Annotated in this window: 24 protein-coding genes and 1 tRNA gene; 11 read left to right on the top strand and 14 right to left on the bottom strand. The window is 64.3% G+C overall.

The window, feature by feature from the left end:
• Positions 1-13: 13 nt before the first annotated feature.
• Positions 14-730, bottom strand: coding sequence for an FKBP-type peptidyl-prolyl cis-trans isomerase (locus DK366_RS13910; protein WP_232821046.1), 717 nt, complete (start codon positions 728-730; stop codon positions 14-16).
• A gap of 153 nt (positions 731-883) precedes the next feature.
• Here DK366_RS13910 and DK366_RS13905 point away from each other — a divergent pair, with 153 nt between their 5' ends.
• Entirely contained in the window at positions 884-1,666 is a 783-nt protein-coding gene (locus DK366_RS13905) for an enoyl-CoA hydratase-related protein (RefSeq protein ID WP_109126149.1), read from the top strand.
• 101 nt (positions 1,667-1,767) lie between these two features.
• On the opposite strand, the gene DK366_RS13900 is transcribed toward DK366_RS13905, so the two are convergent.
• From DK366_RS13900 to DK366_RS13880, 5 genes are all read right to left on the bottom strand, one after another.
• Positions 1,768-2,682 carry a DUF1684 domain-containing protein gene (locus tag DK366_RS13900; protein WP_109126148.1) on the bottom strand — a complete coding sequence of 305 codons (915 nt, stop codon included), beginning with the start codon at positions 2,680-2,682 and terminating at the stop codon, positions 1,768-1,770.
• Positions 2,683-2,758: 76 nt separating this feature from the next.
• The gene (gene mutL, locus DK366_RS13895) at positions 2,759-4,597 is read right to left on the bottom strand and encodes a DNA mismatch repair endonuclease MutL (RefSeq protein ID WP_109126147.1); all 1,839 of its coding nucleotides are present in this window, start codon (positions 4,595-4,597) and stop codon (positions 2,759-2,761) included.
• Between the two features lie 86 nt (positions 4,598-4,683).
• On the bottom strand, positions 4,684-6,321 hold the full coding sequence (locus DK366_RS13890) for an N-acetylmuramoyl-L-alanine amidase (protein ID WP_109126146.1): 1,638 nt from the start codon (positions 6,319-6,321) through the stop codon (positions 4,684-4,686).
• Between the two features lie 199 nt (positions 6,322-6,520).
• Positions 6,521-6,979: a tRNA (adenosine(37)-N6)-threonylcarbamoyltransferase complex ATPase subunit type 1 TsaE gene (gene tsaE / locus DK366_RS13885; RefSeq protein ID WP_109126145.1), complete on the bottom strand. Its 459-nt coding sequence runs from the start codon at positions 6,977-6,979 to the stop codon at positions 6,521-6,523.
• Entirely contained in the window at positions 6,976-8,460 is a 1,485-nt protein-coding gene (locus DK366_RS13880) for an NAD(P)H-hydrate dehydratase (RefSeq protein WP_109126144.1), read from the bottom strand. The genes tsaE and DK366_RS13880 overlap by 4 nt, the downstream gene beginning before the upstream one ends.
• A gap of 59 nt (positions 8,461-8,519) precedes the next feature.
• Between DK366_RS13880 and queG the strand changes: the two genes are divergently transcribed.
• On the top strand, positions 8,520-9,596 hold the full coding sequence (queG, locus tag DK366_RS13875; RefSeq protein ID WP_109126143.1) for a tRNA epoxyqueuosine(34) reductase QueG: 1,077 nt from the start codon (positions 8,520-8,522) through the stop codon (positions 9,594-9,596).
• 91 nt (positions 9,597-9,687) lie between these two features.
• On the opposite strand, the gene pgi is transcribed toward queG, so the two are convergent.
• From pgi to pcnB, 6 genes are all read right to left on the bottom strand, one after another.
• Positions 9,688-11,331, bottom strand: a complete 1,644-nt coding sequence (pgi, locus tag DK366_RS13870) for a glucose-6-phosphate isomerase (protein ID WP_109126142.1) — start codon at positions 11,329-11,331, stop codon at positions 9,688-9,690.
• 111 nt (positions 11,332-11,442) lie between these two features.
• Positions 11,443-11,829, bottom strand: a complete 387-nt coding sequence (gene panD, locus DK366_RS13865) for an aspartate 1-decarboxylase (protein ID WP_109126141.1) — start codon at positions 11,827-11,829, stop codon at positions 11,443-11,445.
• A gap of 101 nt (positions 11,830-11,930) precedes the next feature.
• On the bottom strand, positions 11,931-12,776 hold the full coding sequence (gene panC, locus DK366_RS13860) for a pantoate--beta-alanine ligase (protein ID WP_109126140.1): 846 nt from the start codon (positions 12,774-12,776) through the stop codon (positions 11,931-11,933).
• A gap of 19 nt (positions 12,777-12,795) precedes the next feature.
• Complete coding sequence (gene panB, locus DK366_RS13855) at positions 12,796-13,626, bottom strand: 3-methyl-2-oxobutanoate hydroxymethyltransferase (protein WP_109126139.1); 831 nt, start codon at positions 13,624-13,626, stop codon at positions 12,796-12,798.
• Positions 13,627-13,682: 56 nt separating this feature from the next.
• Entirely contained in the window at positions 13,683-14,165 is a 483-nt protein-coding gene (gene folK / locus DK366_RS13850) for a 2-amino-4-hydroxy-6-hydroxymethyldihydropteridine diphosphokinase (protein ID WP_109126138.1), read from the bottom strand.
• Entirely contained in the window at positions 14,162-15,520 is a 1,359-nt protein-coding gene (gene pcnB / locus DK366_RS13845; protein WP_109126215.1) for a polynucleotide adenylyltransferase PcnB, read from the bottom strand. The genes folK and pcnB overlap by 4 nt, the downstream gene beginning before the upstream one ends.
• Positions 15,521-15,699: 179 nt before the next feature.
• Between pcnB and DK366_RS13840 the strand changes: the two genes are divergently transcribed.
• Positions 15,700-15,775 (top strand) — tRNA-Glu (locus tag DK366_RS13840).
• 50 nt (positions 15,776-15,825) lie between these two features.
• The gene (fdxA, locus tag DK366_RS13835) at positions 15,826-16,149 is read left to right on the top strand and encodes a ferredoxin FdxA (RefSeq protein WP_109126137.1); all 324 of its coding nucleotides are present in this window, start codon (positions 15,826-15,828) and stop codon (positions 16,147-16,149) included.
• Between the two features lie 100 nt (positions 16,150-16,249).
• Here the strand turns inward: fdxA and DK366_RS13830 are convergent, their stop codons facing one another.
• Together DK366_RS13830 and dapA are read right to left on the bottom strand one after the other, a co-directional pair.
• The gene (locus DK366_RS13830; protein WP_109126136.1) at positions 16,250-16,843 is read right to left on the bottom strand and encodes a hypothetical protein; all 594 of its coding nucleotides are present in this window, start codon (positions 16,841-16,843) and stop codon (positions 16,250-16,252) included.
• A gap of 39 nt (positions 16,844-16,882) precedes the next feature.
• Positions 16,883-17,776, bottom strand: a complete 894-nt coding sequence (dapA, locus tag DK366_RS13825) for a 4-hydroxy-tetrahydrodipicolinate synthase (RefSeq protein ID WP_109126135.1) — start codon at positions 17,774-17,776, stop codon at positions 16,883-16,885.
• Between the two features lie 383 nt (positions 17,777-18,159).
• On the opposite strand from dapA, the gene DK366_RS13820 reads away from it, so the two are divergent.
• The 7 genes from DK366_RS13820 to sigJ all read left to right on the top strand — a co-directional run bounded on the left by DK366_RS13820 (position 18,160) and on the right by sigJ (position 24,211).
• On the top strand, positions 18,160-18,678 hold the full coding sequence (locus DK366_RS13820; protein ID WP_232821055.1) for a glycine cleavage system protein R: 519 nt from the start codon (positions 18,160-18,162) through the stop codon (positions 18,676-18,678).
• Positions 18,679-18,956: 278 nt separating this feature from the next.
• Positions 18,957-19,418: a peroxiredoxin gene (locus DK366_RS13815; protein ID WP_109126133.1), complete on the top strand. Its 462-nt coding sequence runs from the start codon at positions 18,957-18,959 to the stop codon at positions 19,416-19,418.
• 151 nt (positions 19,419-19,569) lie between these two features.
• Positions 19,570-20,949 (top strand): PhoH family protein, encoded by a 1,380-nt coding sequence (locus DK366_RS13810; RefSeq protein ID WP_109126132.1) that lies wholly within the window; start codon positions 19,570-19,572, stop codon positions 20,947-20,949.
• Positions 20,950-20,997: 48 nt separating this feature from the next.
• Positions 20,998-21,291 (top strand): GIY-YIG nuclease family protein, encoded by a 294-nt coding sequence (locus DK366_RS13805; RefSeq protein WP_109126131.1) that lies wholly within the window; start codon positions 20,998-21,000, stop codon positions 21,289-21,291.
• Positions 21,292-21,429: 138 nt separating this feature from the next.
• Positions 21,430-22,215, top strand: a complete 786-nt coding sequence (gene thiD / locus DK366_RS13800; protein ID WP_109126130.1) for a bifunctional hydroxymethylpyrimidine kinase/phosphomethylpyrimidine kinase — start codon at positions 21,430-21,432, stop codon at positions 22,213-22,215.
• Between the two features lie 93 nt (positions 22,216-22,308).
• The gene (locus DK366_RS13795) at positions 22,309-23,253 is read left to right on the top strand and encodes an aspartyl/asparaginyl beta-hydroxylase domain-containing protein (protein WP_109126129.1); all 945 of its coding nucleotides are present in this window, start codon (positions 22,309-22,311) and stop codon (positions 23,251-23,253) included.
• Between the two features lie 58 nt (positions 23,254-23,311).
• Positions 23,312-24,211, top strand: a complete 900-nt coding sequence (sigJ, locus tag DK366_RS13790) for an RNA polymerase sigma factor SigJ (protein ID WP_109126128.1) — start codon at positions 23,312-23,314, stop codon at positions 24,209-24,211.
• Positions 24,212-24,220 lie beyond the last annotated feature (9 nt).

The raw sequence follows: 24,220 nt of genomic DNA, 5'->3' as shown, positions 1-24,220 counted from the left end.
CGATGACCGGGGATCAGGGCTTGATTTCGAGCAGCTCGATCTCGAACACCAGCGCCTCGTTCGGGCCGATGCGCGGCGGATCGCCCTTGATGCCGTACGCCATGCTCGGCGGCACGGTGACCTTCCACAGGTCGCCCACGTGCATGCGCTGGATCACTTCCTGCCAGCCCGGGATCACCTTGTTGTTGACCACGAAGCTCACCGGCGAACCGTGCGCCCACGAGCTGTCGAACTCGGTGCCGTCAATGAGCTTGGCGCGGAAGTTCACCGTGACCACGGCGCCTTCCGGCACGGCCTTGGTGCCGGTGCCCTTCTTCAATACTTCGTACTGGATGCCGGAGGGCAACTGGATGACACCAGGGTTGGCCTTGTTGCGCTCCATGTAATCCGCGCTCTTGCGCGCATTGGTTTCGGCAATCTGCTTGAACTGCGCCAGCGCCTGCGTATGCATCTGCTCATCGAGCGCGCGCAGCTGGTCGTGCATGTCGCGCATGGGCACGGCGGGACGCTTCTTGGCATACGCGTCCTGGATCGCGCGCAGCAACGTGGGGATGTCCACGTCCGGATCGCCGCTGGAGAACTGGCTACCGATCTGGTAGCCGATGGCATAGGACAGCTTGCTCTTGTCGAGCTTGACCTGCGAGGTGTCCTGGGGAGCGCTGCTGTCCTGGGCATGCGCCAAGGCACCCCATAAAAGGAGCCCCAGAGCGAGCCAACGCAGTTGTGCCATGCCTTCCTCCATTACCTCTGCAACCTCACCATCCTAAGCGGTCCGGGCGAATCGTGCAGCGACACCGGTCAACCCGGCATCCCTGCTGAGAACGCGGGAGGCGCCAAAGGTTCCCGCTGGTACCATCACGGTTTTTCTCGCCGGAGTTCAATCATGGCCTATCGCAACCTGGAAATCGCCAACCGCGGCGCGGTGCGCACCATCACCGTCAACCGCCCGGACAAGCTCAACGCGCTCAACCGCGAGACGCTCAACGAGCTGACGCTGGCCTTCACCCAGGCCGCACAGGACGATGCCGTGCGTGTGGTCGTGCTGGCCGGGGCTGGCGAAAAGGCCTTCGTGGCCGGCGCGGACATTGCCGAAATGAATGGCTACACGCCTGTCCAGGCTCAGGGTTTTTCGCGCGCGGGCCAGCGCCTGATGAGTACGGTGGAGCGCCTGGGCAAGCCGGTCATCGCGCGCATCCAGGGCTTTGCCCTGGGCGGCGGCATGGAACTGGCCATGTGCTGTCACCTGCGTGTCGCCAGTGAAAAGGCCAAGTTCGGCCAGCCGGAGATCAACCTTGGCCTGATCCCGGGCTTTGGCGGCACGCAGCGCCTGCTGCGCCTGGCCGGCCGTGGCGCGGCTCTGGAGCTGTGCCTGCTGGGCGCCCCGATCCATGCGCAGCGTGCGTACGAACTGGGCGTGGTCACGCGCGTGGTGGCGCCTGAAGCGCTGGATGAAACCGTGAACGCCATGGCCGACCAGCTGGCGTCTGCCGCACCGCTCGCTGCCGCAGGCATTCTCGACGCCGTGTTGCAGGGTGGCGAAACCAGCATCGATCAGGGACTGGAATTCGAAACGCAGGCATTCGCACTCGCGTTTTCGACGGAAGACATGCGCGAAGGCACGACGGCGTTTCTGGAGAAGCGCAAGGCGGAGTTCAAGGGACGCTGAGGGCGCCCAGGGAAGACGTCACTCCCCGAACACAACCACTTGGCTCGTCATTCCCGCGGAGGCGGGAATGACAAGCTATGTGTGTCGCTCTATCACAGCACTCAGTGCTCGCTGCCGCGGTATTTCTTCTCGCCTGCGGTCACCGCCAGGTCCATGCGATTTTCCGGAGGCGCCAGCGGGCACGTTGCGTAAGGCGTGAACGCACACGGCGGGTTGTACGCGCGATTGAAATCGAGCACGACCTTGCCGTCCTTGGGCAGCGCCGCATACAGGAAACGCGCAGCGCCGTAGGTTTCCTTGCCGGACGTGCGATCGGCGATCACGAAGAACAACGTATCGGGTTCTTCCTGGATCGGCATCAGCTCGTACGTGTGGCCGTCGCGGTGGAACACGGCCTTGCCGGGTACTTTTTCCTTGTCGATCGTGCCGAGCACCGAGCCGATCTCCAGCTCGTGCGGCGGATCGAAGGGCACCCAGTCGGCGACGATGCGCCACGAGGGATCGGCCGGATAATAATCGAGTCCCAGGAAGTGCTTTCGTGTCTCGGCGTCGCTGTCCTTCACGCGCAGCGCCTTGCGGCCATCACGCTCGATCACCAGAAAACTCGCCGGACCGAACGCCACGAGGGACGGGCCCTTGTCACCGGCGTGTGCATCGTCGACCAGCGTGGCCTCATGCACGGCCTTGCCGTCCACCGTGGCACCCGAATTCTTGTCGAACACGACGTGCGTGCTGCCATCGTGCGCCAGCGTCACCACGCCAAGATGGGCCGGGCCCGCCTTCAGCACGATGTCGTTGTCCGCTGCGGTACCCACGTGGTTGGCGCCCTCTTTCAGCCATTCCAGGCCGATCAGGCTGAGCCAGCCGCTGGGCGCGGTCAGGCCGGCAAGGCGCTTGGCCTGCCACTGGGTGTTCTGCTGGTAGAAATCGTTCGCCGCGGGGGCGTCGGTGGTTTGGGCTTGCACGCTGGCAACTCCAAGGCTCAAGGCGAAAACAAGAACGGCGGTACGCAACATGGCAAGCCCCGTCGGAATGAGGTTCCGAGTATGGACGTCCATTTGAAGACGCGGCAAGGGTCTTCCGTATAGAAACTCAGCGACCGCGAAGAAACAGCTTGTCCAGCTCGGGCAGGCTCAGCTGCGTCCAGGTGGGCCGCCCGTGGTTGCACTGCCCGGAGCGTTCGGTGGCTTCCATCTCGCGCAACAACGCATTCATTTCCGGAAGCGTGAGACGTCGGCCCGCACGCACCGAACCATGACATGCCATGGTGGCAAGCAGTTCGTTTTCAAGTTCCTGCAGGCGACGGGAGCTGCCGTGCTGGGCCAGTTCGGCCAATACATCACGACAGAGCTGCGCCACATCGGCGCCTTCGAGCAGCGCCGGAATGCGGCGTACAACCACCCCGGACGGACCGCTGCGTGACAGCTCCAGCCCCCATTCGGCCAATGCGTCGCCGTGCTCTTCGGCAGCGGCAGCTTCCTTGGCGCTCACCGAGACATTGAGCGGCACCAGCATCATCTGCGAACGCAGGTTGCTGCACGCGCGTCCCGCCTTGAGCTTTTCGTACGTGATGCGTTCGTGCGCCGCGTGCATGTCCACCAGCACCAGGCCGTGCGCATTTTCCGCAAGAATGTAGATGCTCTTGAGCTGCGCAATCGCAAAGCCCAGCGGCGGGGCTTCTTCTTCCGAGCTCTCGGGCATGGGCGCATTGGCAGCGAACGCAAACGGCGCCGACACGGCCGCTGGCTGGCCCAGCAGGGTGGCGTAGTCAGCGAGCGGTTCGTCGCGCACGCCAAGGCTCAGGCGGCTTTGACTGAAGGCATTCGGCCACGCCGGCGCCGACACCGGCGATGCCGAAGACGGTGCCATGCTGTAAGTCTGTGTCGCGTTGTATGGCAGTGCCTCGCTGGAAGGAAGCGCCACGTTGCCGGCGCGCGTGTGCGCCAGTGCTTCGTGCAGCGTGCGGAACAGGAAATCGTGCACGAGGCGCTGCTCGCGGAAGCGCACCTCGTGCTTGGCGGGATGCACGTTCACGTCCACACCGGCCGGGTCCAGCTCCATGTACAACACGAAAGCGGGATGGCGGCCGTGGAAAAGCACGTCCGCATAGGCCTGGCGCACCGCATGCGCCACCACGCGATCGCGCACAAGGCGACCATTGACGTAGAAGTACTGCGAATCCGCCTGCGAACGCGATGCGGTGGGCAGCCCCACCCAGCCCGACAGATGCAAACCCGCGGCGGCATGATCGATGCGCAGGCTTTGGCCGGGGAAATCCTCACCCATCACCTCGGCCACGCGCTGCAATGCCGCACTTTCATCGCGCGCCGCCTTGAGGATGCGCACCGGCTTGCCGTTGTGGCTCAGGCGGAATTCCACCGAACCGCGCGCCAAGGCCAGCGACTTCAGCAGATCATCGATATGTGCGAATTCCGTGCGTTCCGCACGGAGAAATTTGCGCCGCGCCGGCACGTTGTAGAACAGGTCGCGCACTTCCACGCTGCTGCCTTGCGGATGCTGCGCCGGACGCGCGGCCTGCATCTTTCCGCCATCCACTTCGATGCGAAACGCGGTGTCCAGGCCTTGGGCACGCGAGGTCAGCGCAAAGCGCGCCACGGAAGATACCGACGCCAGCGCCTCACCGCGAAAACCCATGCTGGCGACGTGTTCGAGGTCGTCGAAGCTGCCGATCTTGCTGGTGGCGTGCGAGGCCACCGCCAGCTGCAGTTCGTCCGGTGAAATACCGCAGCCGTCGTCGCGTACGCGTATCAGCCGCGCGCCACCCTGCTCGATATCGACCTCGATGCGCGTGGCGCCGGCATCCAGGCTGTTTTCGACCAGTTCCTTCACGACGGAAGACGGTCGCTCGATCACTTCACCGGCAGCGATCTGGTTGATGAGTTCGGGAGGCAGGGGGCGAATGACTGGCATCGGGGAAGCTTAAAACCTGTCGCCGCCCCGGCAAAGCAAAAGTGCTGCCCAAAGGCGGCACCTGGTCAATTCTTGCCCCAGCCGCCTCAGCTGCTGGGAATGGTCAGCATCATGCCGACACGCACGCTGCTGTCGCTGTCGAGCTTGTTGGCGCTCTTGATCGCACTGGTGCTGACGCCGTATTGCTTGGCGATGCTGCGCAGGCTTTCGCCACGCTCCACGCGGTGCATGTCCTGCACGCCATCGTCCGCACGGCCAGCGCTAGCGGGCGTGGTGGCCATGGCCTGCGCCACGGCACGGGTGGCCTTGGCGGACGTATCGTCGTCGCTTTGCGAGGTGGCGACGTTGGCCACGCCACTGCGACGGGAAGCCTGCGCGGCGAACCAGCTGCCCGGAGGCGGCGTGGATTCGAAGTAACCGCGAATGCCGCCCATCACGGCCGTCGCCAGCCGCAGCTGATGCGAGGGATCGCGCAGCTTGCGCTCTTCGTCCGGGTTACTGATGAAGGCCGTTTCGACCAGGATCGACGGCACGTCCGGCGAGCGCAGCACCACGAAGTTGGCGCGCTCCACGTAACCACGGTGCGTCGGGCCCAGGTTGCCGAGTGCCTTCAGCACGTTGCCGGCGACCGATTCGCTCGCCTGCATCGAATAACCCTGCTGGAGATCCAGCAGCACGGCGGCCAGGCCGTCGTTCTTGTCGTCCAGCGTGACGCCGCCGATCAGGTCGGCACGGTTCTGGCCGTCCGCCAGCCAGCGTGCGGCCATGCTGGTCTTGCCGCGCGGCGAGAGCACCCACACGGACGAACCCTTGGCATCGCCGTTGATGAAGGCGTCGGCGTGGATGGACACGAACAGGTCCGCCGAGTTGTTGCGGGCGATCTGGTAGCGCTGCGCCAGCGGAATGAAGAAGTCGGCATTGCGCGTCAGCACCGCACGCATGCCGGGCTGCTGGTTGATCTGGTCGGCCAGCTGGCGTGCCACGGCAAGGGTGACGTTCTTCTCCAGCGTGCCACCGGGGCCATGAGCACCCGGATCGTCGCCACCGTGGCCGGCATCGATGGCAATGACGACCTTGCGCTCGCCGTTGAGCAGCGCGGCGGCCGCACGGGTGGAGGCCATGCCGCTCTGGGTGGGCTTGATCGAGGATTTGCCGGTATTGCGCGGCGCATCCTGCACGGCGGCCGGCATGGGGGCCGGCGGAGGCGCGGCATCGACCGCTGCAACCGCTGCCGCGCTGGCGGCGGCGCTATCGCCATCGTCATCCGAGGACTTCGGTGCGGGCGCCGAGACGGGCGACTTCACCGGAGCCGACTTGGCCACGCTGCTGCCACCGGGATACAGGTCCACCACCAGTCGGTAACCGTAATCGGCCTGGGGCTTGAGCAGGAAGCTCTTCACGCTGCTGGAGGGGTCGATCTTGGCGGTCAGGCGAACGTTGTTGCCCTGCCTGGCCCCGCTCATGCCCTTGTACAGGCCCGTCGCGGCCGGCGACATGAAGTTGCCGGCAATGGAGCTCGCGTTGAGATCGACCGTCAGCTGGTCACCGTCCTGGTCGACCTTGTAGGTCACGGGACCGGAAACATCGAGCACGACACGGGTGTATTCGGGACCCGCCCACACGCGGGCGGACTTCACGTCGGCTGCGCGAGCCGCGCAAAAAGGCGCCACGGCCAGCAAGGCCACGGCTCCAAGCACTGCAGGATGCGTCCTATATCCCTTCATGGGGCGAAATTGAAGCCCAGTCGCCTCACGATTGCAATAGCTTTTCCCTTGAATATCCATAACCTGCAGACGTTTTATCAGACAACGTCCAGGTATCGGCCGCAAGCCACGCAAACTGAAGGCTTCCCGCGCCATGACGCGCAGGAAAAAAATCTCAGCAACTACCGATACTTAGCTGCGGCAAGGCGTGCGGGATGGGTCAGGCAAGGCGGCCAGAGACGGCAGCGCCGCGCGCGGTCTTCGCTTCCATCCGCGCTTCGCGTCCGGTGCCGGCGTAACCCAGATGGACGACGAGGTCAGGCAATGGAAGCGCGCCGGCGCCGCGCTCGGGCCACTCCACCAGCACCAGGGCCGACGGATCGGACAAGGCATCCAGGCCGAGCCACTCCAGCTCGCCCGGATCGGCGATGCGATAGAGGTCCAGATGCCACGCAGGACCACCCTGCGCCTTGTACGACTCGACCAGGCTGTAAGTGGGGCTCTTGATGCGCTCCCCCACGCCCAGGGCGCCCAGCAATGCCCGGGCGAAGCTGGTCTTGCCAGCTCCCAGGTCACCATGGAGATACACGACCAACCCGCCTTCCAGGGCACCAGCCATGCGAACGGCCAGCGCGGTGGTGGCCGCTTCGTCGGGGAGATTCCAATAGGGTTGCGTCATGATTCCCGTCCATTGAGCAGCCACCGCAGCGGGTCCAGCAGGTCGGTGGCGATCAGGCCGCGCTCGCCGCCACGCCGGGCAGCCAGATCCCCTGCCCGCGCGTGGAGCGACACGCCCAGGCAGGCGGCATCCCACGGCGTGCAACCCTGCGCCATCAGCGCGGCAATGATGCCGGTAAGCAGGTCGCCCATGCCGCCCGTGGCCATGCCGGGATTACCCCAGGGACATACCGCCACGCGCCCCTGCGGATCGGCGACGAGGCTGCCCGCTCCCTTCAACACGGCGACCACGCGGTAACGGCGAGCCAATTCACGTACGGCGGCATAACGATCGGCGGCAATGGCTGCGGTATCGCAGCCCAGCAGACGCGCTGCCTCACCCGGATGCGGCGTGATAACGGCCGGCACCGAGAGCTCGCGCGGTTCTTGGGCAAGAAGATTCAGGCCATCGGCATCCAGCACCAGCGGCCGTTGCGCATCCAGTGCGGTCAGCCACAACGCATGCCCCCATGCGCCCTGCCCAAGACCGGGACCGACGGCGAGCACGGTGGCATGCGGCAGCAGTGCTTCGAGCGCCTGCGGGCCGTTCACGTCGTGCGCCATCAGTTCGGGACGCGCGCTGTTGAGCGCCGTCAGGTTTTCTGCGCGTGTTGCCACGCTGACCAAGCCCGCCCCGGTGCGCAACGCTGCCTCGCTGCACAGGCGAATGGCACCGGCCGTACCGTGGTCACCGCCGATGGCCAGCACGTGACCGTTGTTGCCCTTGTGCGCCTGTCGGGGACGCGGCGGCAACGTCCATGGCTGCATCAGATCAGCATCGGGCACGGCGTCCTGCCACAACGTTTCCGGCAGGCCCAGCGGCTCGAATTGCACCACGCCCACGTAACCCGGTGCGATGCCCGTATACAGACCACGCTTGGGCGCGATGAACGTGACCGTCACGCTGGCCTGCACGGCATCGCCCGGCACATCCCCCGTATCGGCATTCACGCCTGAAGGCACATCCAGGGCCAGCACCGGAGCGCCGGTCGCATGGATGCGATGAACCAGCGAGGCCAGCTCTGGCGCCAGGGCGCGCTGCAGGCCCGTGCCGTAGAGCGCGTCCACGTGCACATCCACCGAAGAAAGCGCGAGATCGCCCAGCCACGCATGCACGATGCCGCCACCGTGCTCGAACGCGTGGCGCGCTCGAATGGCGTCCTCGCCGCGACTGTCGCCCACGGCGAACACATCGGCGTGCAGGCCGGCCTCGCGAGCCATGGCCGCCAACAGGAAGCCATCGCCGCCGTTGTTGCCAGGGCCGGCGTATACCGCGATGCGACGTGCATGCGGCCAATGCTGACGAAGGCAGACCAGCGCCGCCGCCGCGGCACGCTGCATGAGTTCGAAACCGGGAACGCCGAGTTCGTCGATGGCGCGACGATCGAGCGCCCGCACTTGCTCGACGGTATAGAGCTCGTGGCGATGGGCATGGGCAGTCATGCGGGAATTATAGGCACGACGGCGCGAGGCCCTGTACGCATACCGCCTACAATAGGCGCATGTCCCTGGTTTCCCCGCCCCCTGCCGACTACGCCGCACTCGCGCTTGACATCAAGCGTTGGGCGCGTGAGCTCGGCTTTGCCGATTGTGGCATTGCGGGTACGGAGCTGGGTGACGACGAGTTACACCTCAAGCGCTGGCTCGATGACGGCCATCACGGCGAGATGGACTACATGGCCCGCCATGGCGACAAGCGCAGTCGTCCTGCCGAGCTGGAACCCGGCACGCTGCGCGTCATTTCCGTGCGCATGGACTACGTGCCACCCGGTACGCGCAATGCATGGAACGTATTGCACGATGCCGACGCCGGCTATGTGGCGCGCTACGCGCTGGGCCGCGACTATCACAAGCTCATGCGCAACCGCCTGCAGAAGCTCGCCGAGCGCATTCATGGCGCCATCGGCGATTTCGGCTACCGCGCGTTCGTCGACTCGGCGCCCGTGCTGGAAAAGGCACTTGCCCGCAACGCAGGGCTCGGCTGGATTGGCAAGCACACGGTGCTCATCAATCGCAGCGCCGGCTCGTACTTCTTCCTCGGCGAGCTCTACACGAATCTTCCGCTTCCCATCGACGCGCCAGCCAGCGCGCATTGCGGCACATGCCGGCGCTGCATCGACATCTGTCCCACGCAAGCCATCGTCGCGCCGTACAAGCTGGACGCACGACGCTGCATTTCCTATCTCACCATCGAATTGCGCGGCAGCATTCCCGAAGAATTGCGCGAACCGATGGGCAACCGGATCTTGGGCTGCGACGACTGCCAGCTGACCTGCCCCTGGAACAAGATTGCGCAGGACGCCACCGAGCCCGACTTCGCACCACGCCATCGCCTCGCCGGCGCGAAGCTGGTGGAACTGTTTGCGTGGAGCGAGCAGGAATTCCTGCAGCGCACGGAAGGCATGGCCATTCGCCGCACAGGCTATGAAGGCTGGCTACGCAATATCGCCGTGGCACTGGGCAATGCACCGCACACGGAAGAAGTGCGACAAGCGCTGCTTTCACGCAGCGAGCATCCCTCGGAAGTCGTGCGCGAGCATGTGGCGTGGGCGCTATCGCGCCACCCGGCAAGCGCCTGAAAAACATTGTGGGAGCGCACCCTGTGCGCGACGGATCTGGCGATGACGCAAGGCTCGTCGCGCACAGGGTGCGCTCCCACAGGTTTGCGGTTTACTGCGCCGTGCGGCGCTCGTGAATGGCTTCGATCAAGGCCTGCGTCGAGGCATCGAAGGACGACGCGTTCTTCGACCCACCCTCTTCCAGCGCGGGAAGAATCTGCCGCGCAATGGCCTTGCCCAATTCGACGCCCCACTGGTCAAACGCGTTGACACCCCACAGGTGCCCAAGCATGAACACCTTGTGCTCATACAGCGCGATCAGTGCGCCGAGGCTTTCCGGCGTCAACGCATCCAGCAGCATCACCGTGCTCGGGCGATCGCCGGGGAACGTGCGCTGCGCGGCAAGCACGCGACGTGCTTCCTCCGAACCCGACTTCGCCTCGGCAAGTGCCTCGTCGAAGGTTTTGCCCAAGGCCAGCGCGGCAGCCTGCGCCAACAGGTTGGACAACAGTGCCTCGTGATTGGCCACCAGGTCGTGCGCGGGCTTCACGATGCCGATGAATTCCAGCGGCACGGTATCCGTACCCTGGTGCAGCGACTGGAAATACGCGTGCTGCGCATTGGTGCCCACGCTGCCCCACACCACGGCCGACGTCGGCTGTTCCACCGGCTTGCCCTGCTTGGTCACCTGCTTGCCGAGGCTTTCCATCTCCAGCTGCTGGAGATAGGACGTAAGGTCGGTCAGCAAATCCGCATACGGAATCACGGCGCGGCTGCCACGACCTTGCACGTCGCGATTCCAGTACTCCACCAGGCTCAAAAGCACCGGCAGGTTTTCCGACCACGGCGCGCTGCGGAAATGATCATCGACCAGCGCCGCGCCGCGCAGGAATTCATGGAAGTTGTAGGAGCCGATGGACAACGCCAGCGAGAGTCCCACGGCTGACCACACCGAGAAACGGCCGCCGACGAAATCCCACATTGGATAAACCTGCGCGGCAGGAATACCCCACTTCTCGGCTTCCGCGACATTGGCGCTCACCGCCAGGAAGTGGCGCGATACAGCGTTCTTGTCGCCGTTGTAGGCGCGACTGATCCAGTCACGCATCACGTTGCCGTTGAGCAGCGTTTCCTGCGTGGTGAATGTCTTGGATACCACGATGACGAGCGTACGCCTGGGATCGAGCTGATGCATCAGCTCGTACGCCGACTGGCCATCCACATTGGTGAGGAAGTGGCTGCGCAAGCCCGGCACGTGATACGGCGTGAGCGCGCGCACGGCAAGGCGCGGACCAAGATCCGAACCGCCGATGCCGATGTTGACGATGTCGGTGATGCCCGGCGCTACGCCGAAAGCACTCGCGTCGCCCAGTTCTACCGCCTTGACCAGCGTATCGATGCGGCCGAGGGTCTGCGCGATTTCATCCAGCGCTGCGCGAGGCGCAGGCGACGGCAACTCTGAACCCGATGCGCGCAACGCCGTGTGCAGTACCGGACGATCTTCCGAAGTATTGATCGCTTCGCCCGAGAACATGGCATCACGCGCCGCCTGCCACTTCGTGGCTTCCACGTGCGCGCCCAGCGCATCCAGCGCCGCGAGGTCCAGCTTCTGGCGGCTCAGGTCCAGCAGGACCGGCCCAAGTCGATGCCGCAGGCGTTTACCGCGTGCGGCATCCTTCAGCAACTCTCGGAGGTGCGTGCCGGCCAGACGGTCGACGTGTTCTGCCAGGAAGGACGGACGGCGCTCGGACGACATGGGGATCTCATGCTCTGCGGAGAGAGATCGATCTTACGCAGCTTTTCGCACCGTGCGCCAGCAGATTGTTGCACCGCACTCATGCCCCGCCCGAAGGCGGGGCCGGTCGCATCAGGCAGCTGCCATCTGCTTGGGGATCGCGCGATTGGTGTGCGAGATCGCGTTGTTCGCGTCCACGTACACCAGCGTCGGCTGGAACTGCTCCAGCTCCGCTTCGGAGAGCTGGCAGAACGCGGCGATGATGATCAGGTCGCCCGGCTGCGCACGATGTGCGGCGCTGCCGTTCACCGAGATGATGCCGGAGCCTTCTTCCGCACGCAGCGCGTACGTGACGAAGCGCTTGCCGTTGTTGATGTTCCACGCATGGATCTGCTCGTACTCGCGGATGCCGGAGGCATCGAGCAGCAGACCATCAATGGCGATGGAGCCTTCGTAGTGAAGCTCGGCGTGAGTCACCGTGGCACGGTGGATCTTGCACTTGAGCATGTTCAGGTTCATGACTTCATTTTCCGGCAGGTACAGCCCGCGTAGCTCACCATTATCCCGCCGGGACACGCCGCGTCGCAACATGAGTCCCGGCAAGCCGTAAATGGGGGGCGTCAGTCGAAAGGCAAGTTGTCGATCAGGCGGGTGGAGCCCAGCCTGGCGGCGATCAGGGCCACCAGCCCCTGGGTTTCGCCGTCGCCCGGCTCAGCCAGGTCCTCGACCCGGCGGATGGCGGCGTAATCGGGCTCGAATCCGGCCCGGGCCAGCTTGGAGGCCGCCGCCTGCTCCACCACCGACCACGCATGGCCCTTGGCGATGAGGTCGCGCATCTGCTGCAGGGTGGCGTAGACCTGCGGCGCCAGCGCGCGCTGGTCAGGCGACAGGTACTGGTTGCGGGAGCTCAGCGCCAGGCCATCGTCGGCGCGCAGCGTGGGCGCCGCCATGATCTTCACGGGCAGCGACAGGTCCCGAACCATGCGCTCGATCACCTTGAGCTGCTGGAAATCCTTCTGGCCGAACACGGCCAGATCCGGCTGGACCAGGTTGAACAGCTTGCACACCACCGTGGCGACGCCATCGAAATGGCCCGGCCGATGGGCACCTTCCAGCGTCTCGGTAAGCTGCGGCACGTGAATGCTTACGCTGTGCTCGTGGCCAAACGGATACATGGTGGCCACTTCAGGCGAGAACAGCAGATCGCAATCCTGCTCGGCCAGGCCCACCTGGTCCTGCACCAGGGTGCGCGGATAGCGTTCGAAATCTTCGTTCGGACCGAACTGCGTGGGATTGACGAATACGCTGGCCACCACGCGATCGGCGCGGGCGCGCGCCAGCTTGATCAGCGAGTGGTGTCCCGCGTGCAAGTTGCCCATGGTGGGCACGAAGCCCACGGTGAGGCCCTGGCCGCGCCAACCGCGGATAACGGCGCGCAGCGCCGCTGCGTCTTGCACTGTTTGCATGTCTGCTTTGCTCTGCTGCTTATTCGAAGCAATGTTCCGGCGCCGGGAACGCGCCTGAGCGCACATCCTCGGCATAGGCCGCGATCGCCGCAGCCACAGAGTCGCGTCCTGCGAGGAAATCCTTGCTGAACTTCGGTCGCTTGCCCGGCGTGACGCCGAGCATGTCGTGGATCACCAGCACCTGCCCATCGCAATGCGGGCCGGCGCCAATGCCGATGGTCGGAAGGGAAACGGCGCGCGTGATGCGTTCGCCCAGGGCGGTGGGAATGCCTTCGAGAACCAGGAGGTCGGCACCCGCCGCTTCCACGGCCTTGGCTTCTTCCACCAGGCGGTCGGCCGCTTCCTGAGCACGCCCCTGGATGCGGAATCCACCGAACTTGTGCACGGACTGGGGCGTCAGGCCCAGGTGTGCGCACACGGGAATGGCACGCTCGGCCAATGCCGTGATGATCTCGAGGATATGCGCCGACGCGCCCTCGATTTTCACCATCGCGGCGCCGCCCTCGCCCACCAGCTGCGCACCGGCTTCAAGCGCATGTGCCACGTCGCGATCGGCCATGAACGGCAGGTCGGCAACGAGCAGCGTCGCGTCGAGCCCGCGGGCCACGATGCTGGTGTGATAGACCATGTGGTCCAGTGTCACCGGCAACGTGCTCTTGTGTCCCTGGATCACCATGCCCAGCGAATCGCCGACCAGCGCCACGTCGATGCCGGCCATTTCCAGCTGCGCGGCAAAACTCGCGTCGTAGCAGGTAAGCATGACGATGCGGCGGCCTTCCGCCTTCATCGCCCGCAACGCCGGCACAGTCACCGGCTTGCGCGTGGGAGCGTTCGCTTTTTGCGCGTACACGAGGGTTTCCTAGAACGGAAGCAGACGGGGATTATCCCGCGCAGGACGTGAAAGGCTCAAGGCAAACGCTCACAACCGGCGGCATCAATGGCCGCCAGCATGTCGTTTACCCGACCCTGTCCGGGCAGGAGCAGATCAGGCGCCAGGTCATTCAGCGGCTGCAATACGAAGGCACGCTGGGCGATACGGGGATGCGGCAAGGTCAGGCGATCGTCCGACATCGTCACGCCCTCCATATGCAGCACATCGAGATCAAGCGTGCGCGGCCCCCAGCGCTCGCCATCGCGCACGCGTCCCGCCTCGCGCTCGATACGCAGCAGCGCGTCGAGCAGATCGTGCGGCGACAACGCGGTGTCGATGCGGGCCACGGCATTCACGAAGGCTGGCTGGTCGAGCACGCCCCAGGGCGGCGTAAGGTAGAGCGGCGAACGCTCCACCAGATGCGTTTGCGGCAAGCGATCCAGTGCGTCGAATGCGCCCAGCACATAGCCGCGCGCATCTCCCAGGTTGCTTCCCAGCGCAACGAACGCTGTGGTCACGCCGGGTCCGATTTGCCAGCCTTCGACGTCGGCTTGCGACGGCGACGCTTGCGCGGCTTGGATGCCGGCACACCGCCAGCCTCGCTACCGCCACCCGACGACGTACCCGCCAAGGCAGCGGCCAGGGTTTCATGTGGCAACTGCTGGGCATGTGCCCACCACTCGCCGAGTTCGCGAACGGCGGGCGATTCCGCGGCACGCAATACCAGGAAGTCGAAGGCGGCGCGGAAGCGCGGATGCGCCATCAAGCGGAACACGCGTTTGCGCTGTACCTGCTCAAACCGCGGCTGCAATGCCCAGATTTCTTCCATGGTGAGAGTGAAGCGACGCGGGATGGCCACGCGCTGGCACTGCTCGGCAATGACGTGCGTGGCGGCGCGCTCCCAGGCGGCCACGGGCTCAACGCCCTTGGTCATCCAGGTATGCGCCAGGTCACGCACTTCGCCCCACAGCAGCACGGCAAACAGGAACGCTGGCGTGACCGACTTGCCTTCGGCGACGCGTGCATCCGTGTTGGCCAGGCCTTGCTCGACCAGCGAGCGCAGCGCCTTGTCGCCTCGCTTGAGTGCACGCGCCGTGGCCGGGAACATGAACTTCAGCAGGCCCGTCTGTTCGAGCATGTGGAAGCTCTTCAGGCCGTGGCCGGCAAGGAACAACTTGAGCGATTCATCGAACAGGCGCGCCGGCGCGGCATCAGCCAGCAACGGGCCAAGTTCGTCGAACGGCGCAGCAGCCTTCGCGTCGATACGGAAATTCAGCTTGGCGGCGAGGCGCACGGCGCGAAGCATGCGCACCGGATCTTCGCGATAGCGCGTGGCAGGGTCGCCAATCAGGTGCAGCACGCGGTTTTCCACGTCCTGCATGCCGCCGACGTAGTCGCGCACCGAGAAATCACTGATGTCGTAGTACAGCGCATTGACGCGGAAGTCGCGCCGGATCGCATCTTCCTCGATGGTGCCCCACACGTTGTCGCGCACGATGCGGCCGTCGACGATGTGGCGGTCACCCTCGCCTTCTTCCTCGCCCGTGCCGCGGAACGTGGCCACTTCGATGATTTCCGGCCCGTACACCACATGAGCCAGCCGGAAGCGGCGGCCGATCAGGCGCGAATTGCGGAAGAGCTTTTTCACTTCGTCGGGCGTGGCGTTGGTGGCCACGTCGAAGTCCTTCGGGTGCCCGCCCAGCAACAGGTCGCGCACGGCACCACCCACGAGGTAAGCCTGGTAGCCGGCCTCATTAAGGCGGTAAAGCACGCGCAGCGCTGCCTTGCTGATGTTCTTGCGCGAAATCACATGCTGCTCGCGCGGAATGATGCGCAATGCAGGCGTGGCGTTGGTCCTTGCGTCGTGATTCAAGCGGTTTGGATCCTTGCAGGCGCATGGCGCCATTCAAAGCGATCATTCGCAGCGTTATTCCGCCGCCTCCACATCCATCAGCCCATGGGTCCGATGGCGTCCACCCGGCCGGTCCGTAAGCCCCGAGGGCATTGCCGGGCGAGACAATTTCGCTATACTAGCGCGCTCCGGTGCATTTCGCTCCCTTCGTCTAGTGGTCTAGGACACCGCCCTCTCAAGGCGGGAACACGAGTTCGAACCTCGTAGGGAGCGCCACTTCCGGCCTGGCACGGGCCCCGGCTCATTCAAGACAGGCACGAGAGCGTATGACTTTTGTCGTTACCGACAACTGCATCAAGTGCAAATACACCGACTGCGTCGAGGTTTGCCCTGTCGACGCCTTCCACGAAGGCCCCAACTTCCTCGTGATCGATCCGGATGAGTGCATCGACTGCACCCTCTGCGAACCCGAGTGTCCGATCAACGCCATCTACCCCGAAGACGACGTGCCCGCCGGGCAGGAAAACTTCACGGCGCTGAACGCGGAGCTGGCCAAGAGCTGGCCGGTGATCACCGAGCGCAAGGATGCCCTGGCTGACGCCAAGGAATGGGAAAACAAACCCAACAAGCTCGATCTGCTGCAGCGCTGACGCGGCAACCACCCACACCAGGCGGTTGCTGGCCAAGCGATTCGTGCACAAAAAAACGCCGCCCTCGGGCGGCGTTTTTGTTTGGCCATGAGGCGCGGAATCAACCGCCGCCCATGCGACCCTTGAGGGTGTCGACCACCTTGGCCACCGCCGCGGCATCGCCCTGCGCGCGCACTTCGCTGGCCTTCTCGCCACTGGTGCCCACGGTCAGCAGCACCTGGTGCGGAGCCGCGCCCGGCGCATCGGCCGTCTGCTTGGACTTGCCATTGAACATGCTGCTGAAGAAGCCCTTCTTCTCGGTCGGCTGATCGGAAGCCACCACGCTCAGCGTGTAGGTGTGGGCGGCATCGTCATGCGCCACGACCTGGCCGATGTCGCCGTTTTCCAGCGCCTGGCCCACGCGACGATAAGTGCTGTCGACGTTGTCGTTCAGCACAAAGCCGTCGGCGATCTGCGCGGCGCTGCCACCCACGCGTGCCGTGGCACCGTTGGAGGTCGGGTTGTTGGCGCCCTGTTCCGGAATGACCAGCGCAGCGCTGGTGGACGGGGTATCCAGGCCCGGCGGGATTTCCAGCGGCGTTTCCTGTTTGGCGGTTTCCCAGGCCTTCTGCGAACGGAACATGCCGCAGCCGGAGAGCAGCAAGGCAGACAGGGCCAGTACCGGCAGGGCCACGACAAGCGGGGATTTCTTCATGTAAGCAGATTCCGTAGGAGTATCAGTTGCCCGAAAACATCAGGCCGCATTCGCCAAGGATGCCAGACCTGCCAGCGCTTCGCGAAGTTGCGCGCGGTCAGGACCATCCTCCAATTCAACCAGGGGCAGGCGTGGTGTCGCCAACCCCAGCCCCAATGACGGCAGCCCTGCCTTCACCGCAATGGGATTCGGCGCGCAATTGAGCGCCGAAACCAGCGGAGCCAGGGCCGCGTCGCAACGCAGGGCTTCCGTGCGATCGCCCGCCGTGGCGGCGTCGCACAACATGCGAAACGCGCGAGGCACCAGATTGGCTACCACCGAGATCGTCCCCGCACCGCCCGCAAGCATGGCCTTGCAGGCCGTGCCGTCGTCACCGGACAGATAGACGAAATCCGGACGCGCAAGTTCCGCAATGGCGCGGATCCGCTCGTCAGTGCCCAGGGCTTCTTTCAGCCCCACGATGCCCGGGTGGTCGCGCAGTTCTGCCACGGTGGCGGGCAGAAGGTCGCAACCGGTACGGGCGGGCACGTTGTAAAGCACGACCGGAAGGCCGCCGTGATCGGCCACTTCCAGGAAATGACGACGCAGGCCTTCCTGGGTGGGACGCACGTAATAAGGGGCAACGACCAGGGCCGCATTGGCCCCCAGGTCTTTCGCACGACGGGTGAGAGTCACGGTCTTGGCCGTGCCGGCTTCACCGGTACCCGCGATAACGGGAATACGGCCAGCCACGCGCTCCACCGCGAAGGCCAGCAGGCGCTCGTATTCGTCGTGTTCCAGCATGTGGGCTTCGCCCGTGGAGCCGGCCACGACGACACCTTCGGTGCCGCCATCGACCTGGTAATCCAGCAGCTTTCCGAAAGCCGCGAGATCCACCGCGCCATCCGCCGTAAACGGCGTCACCAGCGCGCAGATGCTTCCGCGAATATCCAAGACCAGCTCCGGCTGAAAACCAAACCCCGCATGTTACTGGAAAAGGCCCTGCCGCCAATACTTGGGCCGTCCGGCGGAAGGCCCACCCCGCGGCATTCAGCTCACCGGCCGCCCCGCGGGGAAAGGGAGGCCCGTTTCCACCTGAAAATCCACTGGCCGATTCATGTCCTGAAAAACAGCGGCGAACGATCGCAAAATGTCACGACCTGGCCTCTCGGCAAGCCAGACGCCTGCATGGCAAAGCCTGCCCGCGGGCTTACTTGCGACCCTCCGGCGGCGGCAAGTAAGCTCGCACGAACACGCCTTGCCTCGCGTCCATGCGGGGCCGCCACCGGTGAAACTCCTTGAATCGTTCTCCCGCGCGCTCCGGCAGCGACAATCAGCTGCTCATCCAGACGCTCACCCCTTCCACCCGCGCCCCGCTGCTCACGCTGGCCAAGCGCATTGCGGAAGCAGGTTGCAACCTGGCGGATGCCCGGGTGTCGGCGCTCGGTGCCGATACGTCGCTCACCTTGCTCGCCACGGGTTCGTGGGATGCCGTGGCCAAGCTGGAAACGGCGCTCGCGAAGCTGGGCCGCGACGAAGACCTGCGACTGTCGTTCTACCGCACGGGACCGCGCGAGCATCACTCGCACCTGCTGCCCTACCTCATCGAGGTGATCTCGGCGGATCGCCCCGGCATCCTGGTGAAGATCATCGACTTCTTCGACCGTCGCGACATCGTCATCGAGCAGCTCAGCTCGCTGCGCTACCAGGCCATGCAAACCGGCGCGGACATGTTCCAGGCGCAGATCACCATCGGCATTCCCGCAGCCACGCACATCGCTGCGTTGCGTGATGATTTCCTGGAATTCTGCGATGGCCTGAACCTCGATGCCATCATGGATCCGGTGAAGTTCTAAGCACCGCGCCACGGCGCAAAAACCGGATTTTCCGGCGAGTCTGCCGGGCTTTTGAGCATGCTCTCTGAGGCAGCCTCCTGCAAGGGCTGTCATTCCTCGCCGCACGCGCTAGTCTCTGTCCCCGAGGGCAGCACCGGAGAGGCATGCATGCAGCAAGCGGGGCGAGGCGCACCGATCACAGGGCGCATTGCCATCGCCCTTCCGCCCGTCTCCGCTGCCCCGTTCCCCTTGCTCCACCGCATTCAGCCGAAGCCGGCGACGGCTTCGCAGGAGAACCCATGCCCGAAGTTGGCAAGAAAGTCCCCAAACTCAAAGGCACCACAGGCGACGGCAGCGAACTGAAGCTCGACAGCCTGAAAGGCCAGTGGGTGGTGGTGTACTTCTATCCGAAGGACAGCACGCCCGGTTGCACCAATGAGGCCAAGGATTTCCGCGACCTCTACCCCAAGTTCCACAAGCGCAACGCGCAGGTCATCGGCGTGTCGCGCGATTCGGTGAAGTCCCACGCGAACTTCGCCACCAAGCAGGAGCTGCCATTTCCGCTCGTTTCGGACCCTGATGAGACCTGGTGCACCGCCTTCGACGTGATCCACGAGAAGGTGCTGTATGGAAAACGTCACATGGGTGTCGTACGAAGTACCTTCCTGATCGATCCCGAAGGAAGGCTGGCCCAGGAATGGCGCAACGTGAAAGTCACCGGACACGCCCAGGCCGTGCTCGACGCCATCCCCGCCAAGTGACCCGTCATCGCACCTTTCGCCATGCCGCTGCCCGTCCTTCGGGATGGGCATCCGCCGGCGTGCATGGCAAACCGGCCAGATTGGCCGAGTCCCCGCGGCATGCCGCATGCCGTGGTTCATCCACCTCGCACGCCCAAGAGGTTTCTTCCGTATGACCGGAAGCAAGCGCATCTACGCTCTCGACACCAATGTGTTGCTGCACGATCCGACCTCGTTGTTCCGCTTTGAAGAGCACGATGTCTTCATTCCCATGACGGTGCTGGAGGAACTCGACGAGAAGAAGAAAGGCGCCTCGGAAGTCTCGCGCAACGGCCGCCAGGTCAGCCGCTTCCTCAATGAACTGATCGAACGCGGCAACGGGCACGGCATCAGCAACGGACTGGAATTGGCCAATCCGGAAGGTGTCAATCTGAAACGCGGCTCTGGCGTCGGCCGCCTGTATTTCCAGCAGCGAACCACCAACGGTCACGGCAAGGCGGACAACCTCATCCTGTCCGCGGTGATCGAACTGCGCGACCAGAACCCCGAACGTTCGGTCGTGCTGGTTACCAAGGACATCAACCTTCGCATCAAGGCGAAGATCTACGGCATCCACGCGGAGGATTACGAGAACGATCGCGCGCTGGATGATTTCACCCTGCTCTACACCGGATCGACCGAACTGTCGGAAGATTTCTGGGAGAAGCATCCGGAAGTGCAATCGTGGAACGAGCGCGGTCGCACGTTCTACAAGCTCGATCGCCGCGACGACGAAGACTGGTACGCCAATCAATGCCTGTTTCTTCCCGGAGAGAACAGCGTCGAGCTTCGCGTGCTCCACGTGGACGACGTCAAGGCCACCCTGGTGCTGCTGGACGACCACAGTCACTCCAACCACGCCGTCTGGGGCATTGCGGCACGCAACCGCGAACAGAACTTCGCGCTCAACGTGCTGATGGACCCCGATGTGGATTTCGTCACCCTGCTTGGCACTGCGGGCACGGGCAAAACCTTGCTTGCACTGGCCGCGGGCCTCGCCCAGGTCATGGACCAGCAGCGTTACCGCGAAATCATCATGACGCGTGCCACGGTATCGGTTGGCGAAGACATCGGCTTCCTCCCGGGCACGGAAGAGGAAAAGATGACGCCGTGGATGGGCGCACTCACCGACAACCTTGAAGTGCTCGCCAACCCGGAAGAAGGTGGCAGCTGGGGACGTCAGGCCACCAACGACCTGCTCGCGTCGCGCATCAAGATCCGTTCGTTGAACTTCATGCGTGGTCGCACGTTCCTGTCGCGCTACCTGATCATCGACGAGGCGCAGAACCTCACGCCCAAGCAGATGAAGACGCTGATCACGCGCGCTGGCCCGGGCACCAAGATTGTCTGCCTCGGCAACGTGGAGCAGATCGACACGCCCTACCTCACCGAGACCACCTCGGGCCTTACCTACGCGGTGGATCGCTTCAAGCACTGGGAACATTCGGCGCACATCACCCTGCGTCGTGGCGAGCGTTCGCGACTGGCGGATTTTGCGTCGGAAGCGTTGTAAAGCCACCATGAGCTCCTGGCCATCCGGCCAGGAGCTCTGGAGTGTGCCATGGATGGGCGACAACCCGCTGTCTACATTCTTGCAAGTCAGCGAAACGGCACGCTTTACGTTGGCGTCACGAGTGATTTGATCAAACGTGTCTGGCAGCATCGCTCTGATGCTGTCGCTGGCTTTACGTCTCGCCACTGTATTCACGCACTCGTGTGGTATGAGCTTCACGAAACGATGGAGTCGGCGATTCTTCGCGAAAAGCGCCTCAAAGAATGGAAACGTGCTTGGAAGCTTCGTCTCATTGAAGGCGAAAACCCGGAATGGCGTGATCTCTACCCAACGTTGCTGTGACTGGATCCCGGCCTACGCCGGGATGACGGCACATTTGAAACGTTCGCTCCTGATCGTCATTCCGGCGCAGGCCGGAATCCAGTAGCGACGCGCCCGCGTCATTACGATAAGCCACCACCTGATTGAACTGCCGGAATCATGCCCCACACATCTCCACCCATCGCCCTCACCATCGCCGGCTCCGATTCCGGCGGCGGTGCGGGCATCCAGGCTGACCTGAAGACCTTTCATGCCCGCGGCGTGCACGGGTTGTCGGTGATTGCCGCGATCACATCGCAGAACACGCGTGGCGTCACCGCTGTGCACACGGTTCCGCTGAAGCACATCCGCAGCCAGCTTGATGCCGTCTTCGACGATTTCCCGATCGGCGCCGTGAAAACCGGCATGCTCGGCAGTGCCTCGGTAACGAAGCTGGTGGCCAAGGACATGCAGGCACGAAAGCCCGCTTGGCTGGTGGTCGATCCGGTGATGATTTCCACCAGCGGCGCCCGCCTGCTCGACGAAGATGCCGTGCAGGCGATGGTGGACGAACTGATTCCACTCGCCGACGTGCTCACGCCCAACCTGCCTGAAGCGGAAGCCCTGCTGGGCCGCAAGCTGCGCAAGCCCAAGGATTTCGACAAGGCCGGCGAAGCCCTGCTTGCCCTGGGCGCGCGTGCGGTATTGCTTAAGGGTGGACATTCGGACGAACGCCACGTGATCGATCGTTTTTACGACGAACGCGGCGTGATGGAGCTGCGTCACCGCCGCCTCCCCATCGAAGGGCACGGCACCGGCTGCACGCTGGCTTCCGCCATTGCCGCCGAACTGGCCAAGGGACAGGCGCCCCGTTCCGCCGTGCGACGCGCTGTCGCCTACGTGCAGCGATCACTGGAACGCAGCTATCGCCCGGGCGGCGGCGAGGTTCACGTCCTCGGCCATTGATGGGGCAAATCCGCACACACGCTGAATCGGCGCCCGGGCGGGCGTCGCGTCAGGGAGTAGAATGGTGGTTTCCGTTCTGACCGCGCCTCGCCCATGATCCTCGCCCCGCGCCTCGTGCTGTTGATCCTGTTCGCACTGTTCGCACTGTGCGTGCTGCTGGTGCATTTGCGCGGGCGGGCCAGGTTGCGTTTTGACCGCCAGCTGGTGGATCACTCGGCGGTATTCGCACCGTACAACTTGCTGATGTACGCCTTCTCGGCCGTGCCGGCAAAACCGATCCTGGACCGCCGCGGTTTTCCGCAGCTCGATCTGTTGCAGGCGAACTGGCAGGCCATTCGCGAAGAAGCCCTGCACCTGTTCGACGAGGGCTACATTCGCGCCGCGGAGAAGAACAACGACGCGAGCTTCAACAGCTTCTTCAAGCAGGGTTGGAAGCGCTTCTACCTGAAGTGGTACGGCGAACCCCTGGCGTCGGCCGAAACGCTGTGCCCGAAAACAGTGGAGCTGCTCAACTCCATTCCCAGCGTGAAGGCCGCGATGTTTGCCCTGCTTCCGCCGGGCAGCAAGCTCAATCCGCACCGCGATCCGTTCGCCGGTTCGCTGCGTTACCACCTTGGCCTGATCACGCCGAACTCGGAAGAGTGCCGCATCTTTGTCGATGGCGAGATCCACAGCTGGGGCGATGGCAAGGACGTGGTGTTCGACGAAACCTACGTGCACTGGGCGGAGAACCGCACCGACCAGACCCGCGTGATCCTGTTCGCCGACGTGGAGCGCCCACTGCGCACGCGCTTCATGAACGCGATCAACCATCGCGTCGGCGCCTTCATGGGCAAGATCACGGCCTCGCCGAACACCGAATCGCCGGAAGAAAAGACCGGCTTCGTCAACCGCGTGTTCGCGCTCAACCAGCGCAGCCGCGATCGCAACCGCGCCTTCAAGAAGAAGTACCCCAAGCTGTTTCGCACCGTGAAGTACATCGGCATGCTGGTGCTTATCTGGATCATCTTCCTGGCGCCCTGGCCGTTCTTCCGCTGAGCTGTCACGAATTGCCGGGCCTGCACGTCCATGAAGTGTCTTCCCTTTGGAGAACGCCATGGACGCCGCCACTGAAACCTTCCAGAAGCACCGCCCACGCCTGCTAGGGCTGGCGTACCGGATGCTCGGCACCCAGGCCGATGCGGAAGACGTGCTCCACGATGCATGGCTGCGCTGGCACCAGCAGGACACAACCGCCCTGGACGACGCCGAGGCGTGGCTGGTCACGGTCACCACGCGCCTCTCGCTGGATCGCCTGCGCCGCGCGAAAACCGAGCGCCAGCACTACACCGGCCCCTGGCTGCCCGAGCCACTGATCGCGGAAACGGAACAGCCCGAGGCAGAGCTGGAGCGTGTCGAAAGCCTCAATCTTTCCTTCCTTGCGCTGCTGGAACGGCTGAGCCCGGAAGAGCGCGCCGCGTTCCTGCTGGTCCAAGTGTTCGACTATAGCCACGCGGAAACCGCCGCCATGCTGCAGATAGGTGAAGATGCCTGCCGCCAGCGCGTGCACCGTGCACGGCAACGATTGCGCGAGGGGCGCCCGCGCTTCACCCACTCCCCCGATACACAACGCCGCCTGCTCGAAAAATTCCGGGACGCACTGGAAAGCGCCAACGTGGATTCGCTGCGCGCGTTGTTCGCCGAAGATGCCGTGCATCTTGCCGATGGCGGTGGCAAGGCCACGGCGACATTGCGTCCGCTGCAAGGCGGCGAACGCCTGGTGCGGCTGTACGCCATCATTGCCCGCCGTTATCGCGGGTACGACATCGCACACCGGCTGCAGTGGATCAATGGCGCGCCCGCACTGCTGACATGGGTGAACACCAGGCTCGCCACCGTTGCCTGGATTGAGACGGACGGCGAGCGCATCACCAGCATTCACGCCCTGCGCAACCCGGAAAAACTTGCACGGCTGGAAGCTGTCACGAATCCTCGCCCTGGCACGTCCTTGTCATGAACGGCCACG

Source organism: Dyella sp. C11 (assembly GCF_003121485.1).
Taxonomy (GTDB): Bacteria; Pseudomonadota; Gammaproteobacteria; order Xanthomonadales; family Rhodanobacteraceae; genus Dyella.
The sequence above is the reverse complement of the archived record's forward strand: the minus strand, read 5'-3'. Positions and strand labels throughout refer to the sequence as shown.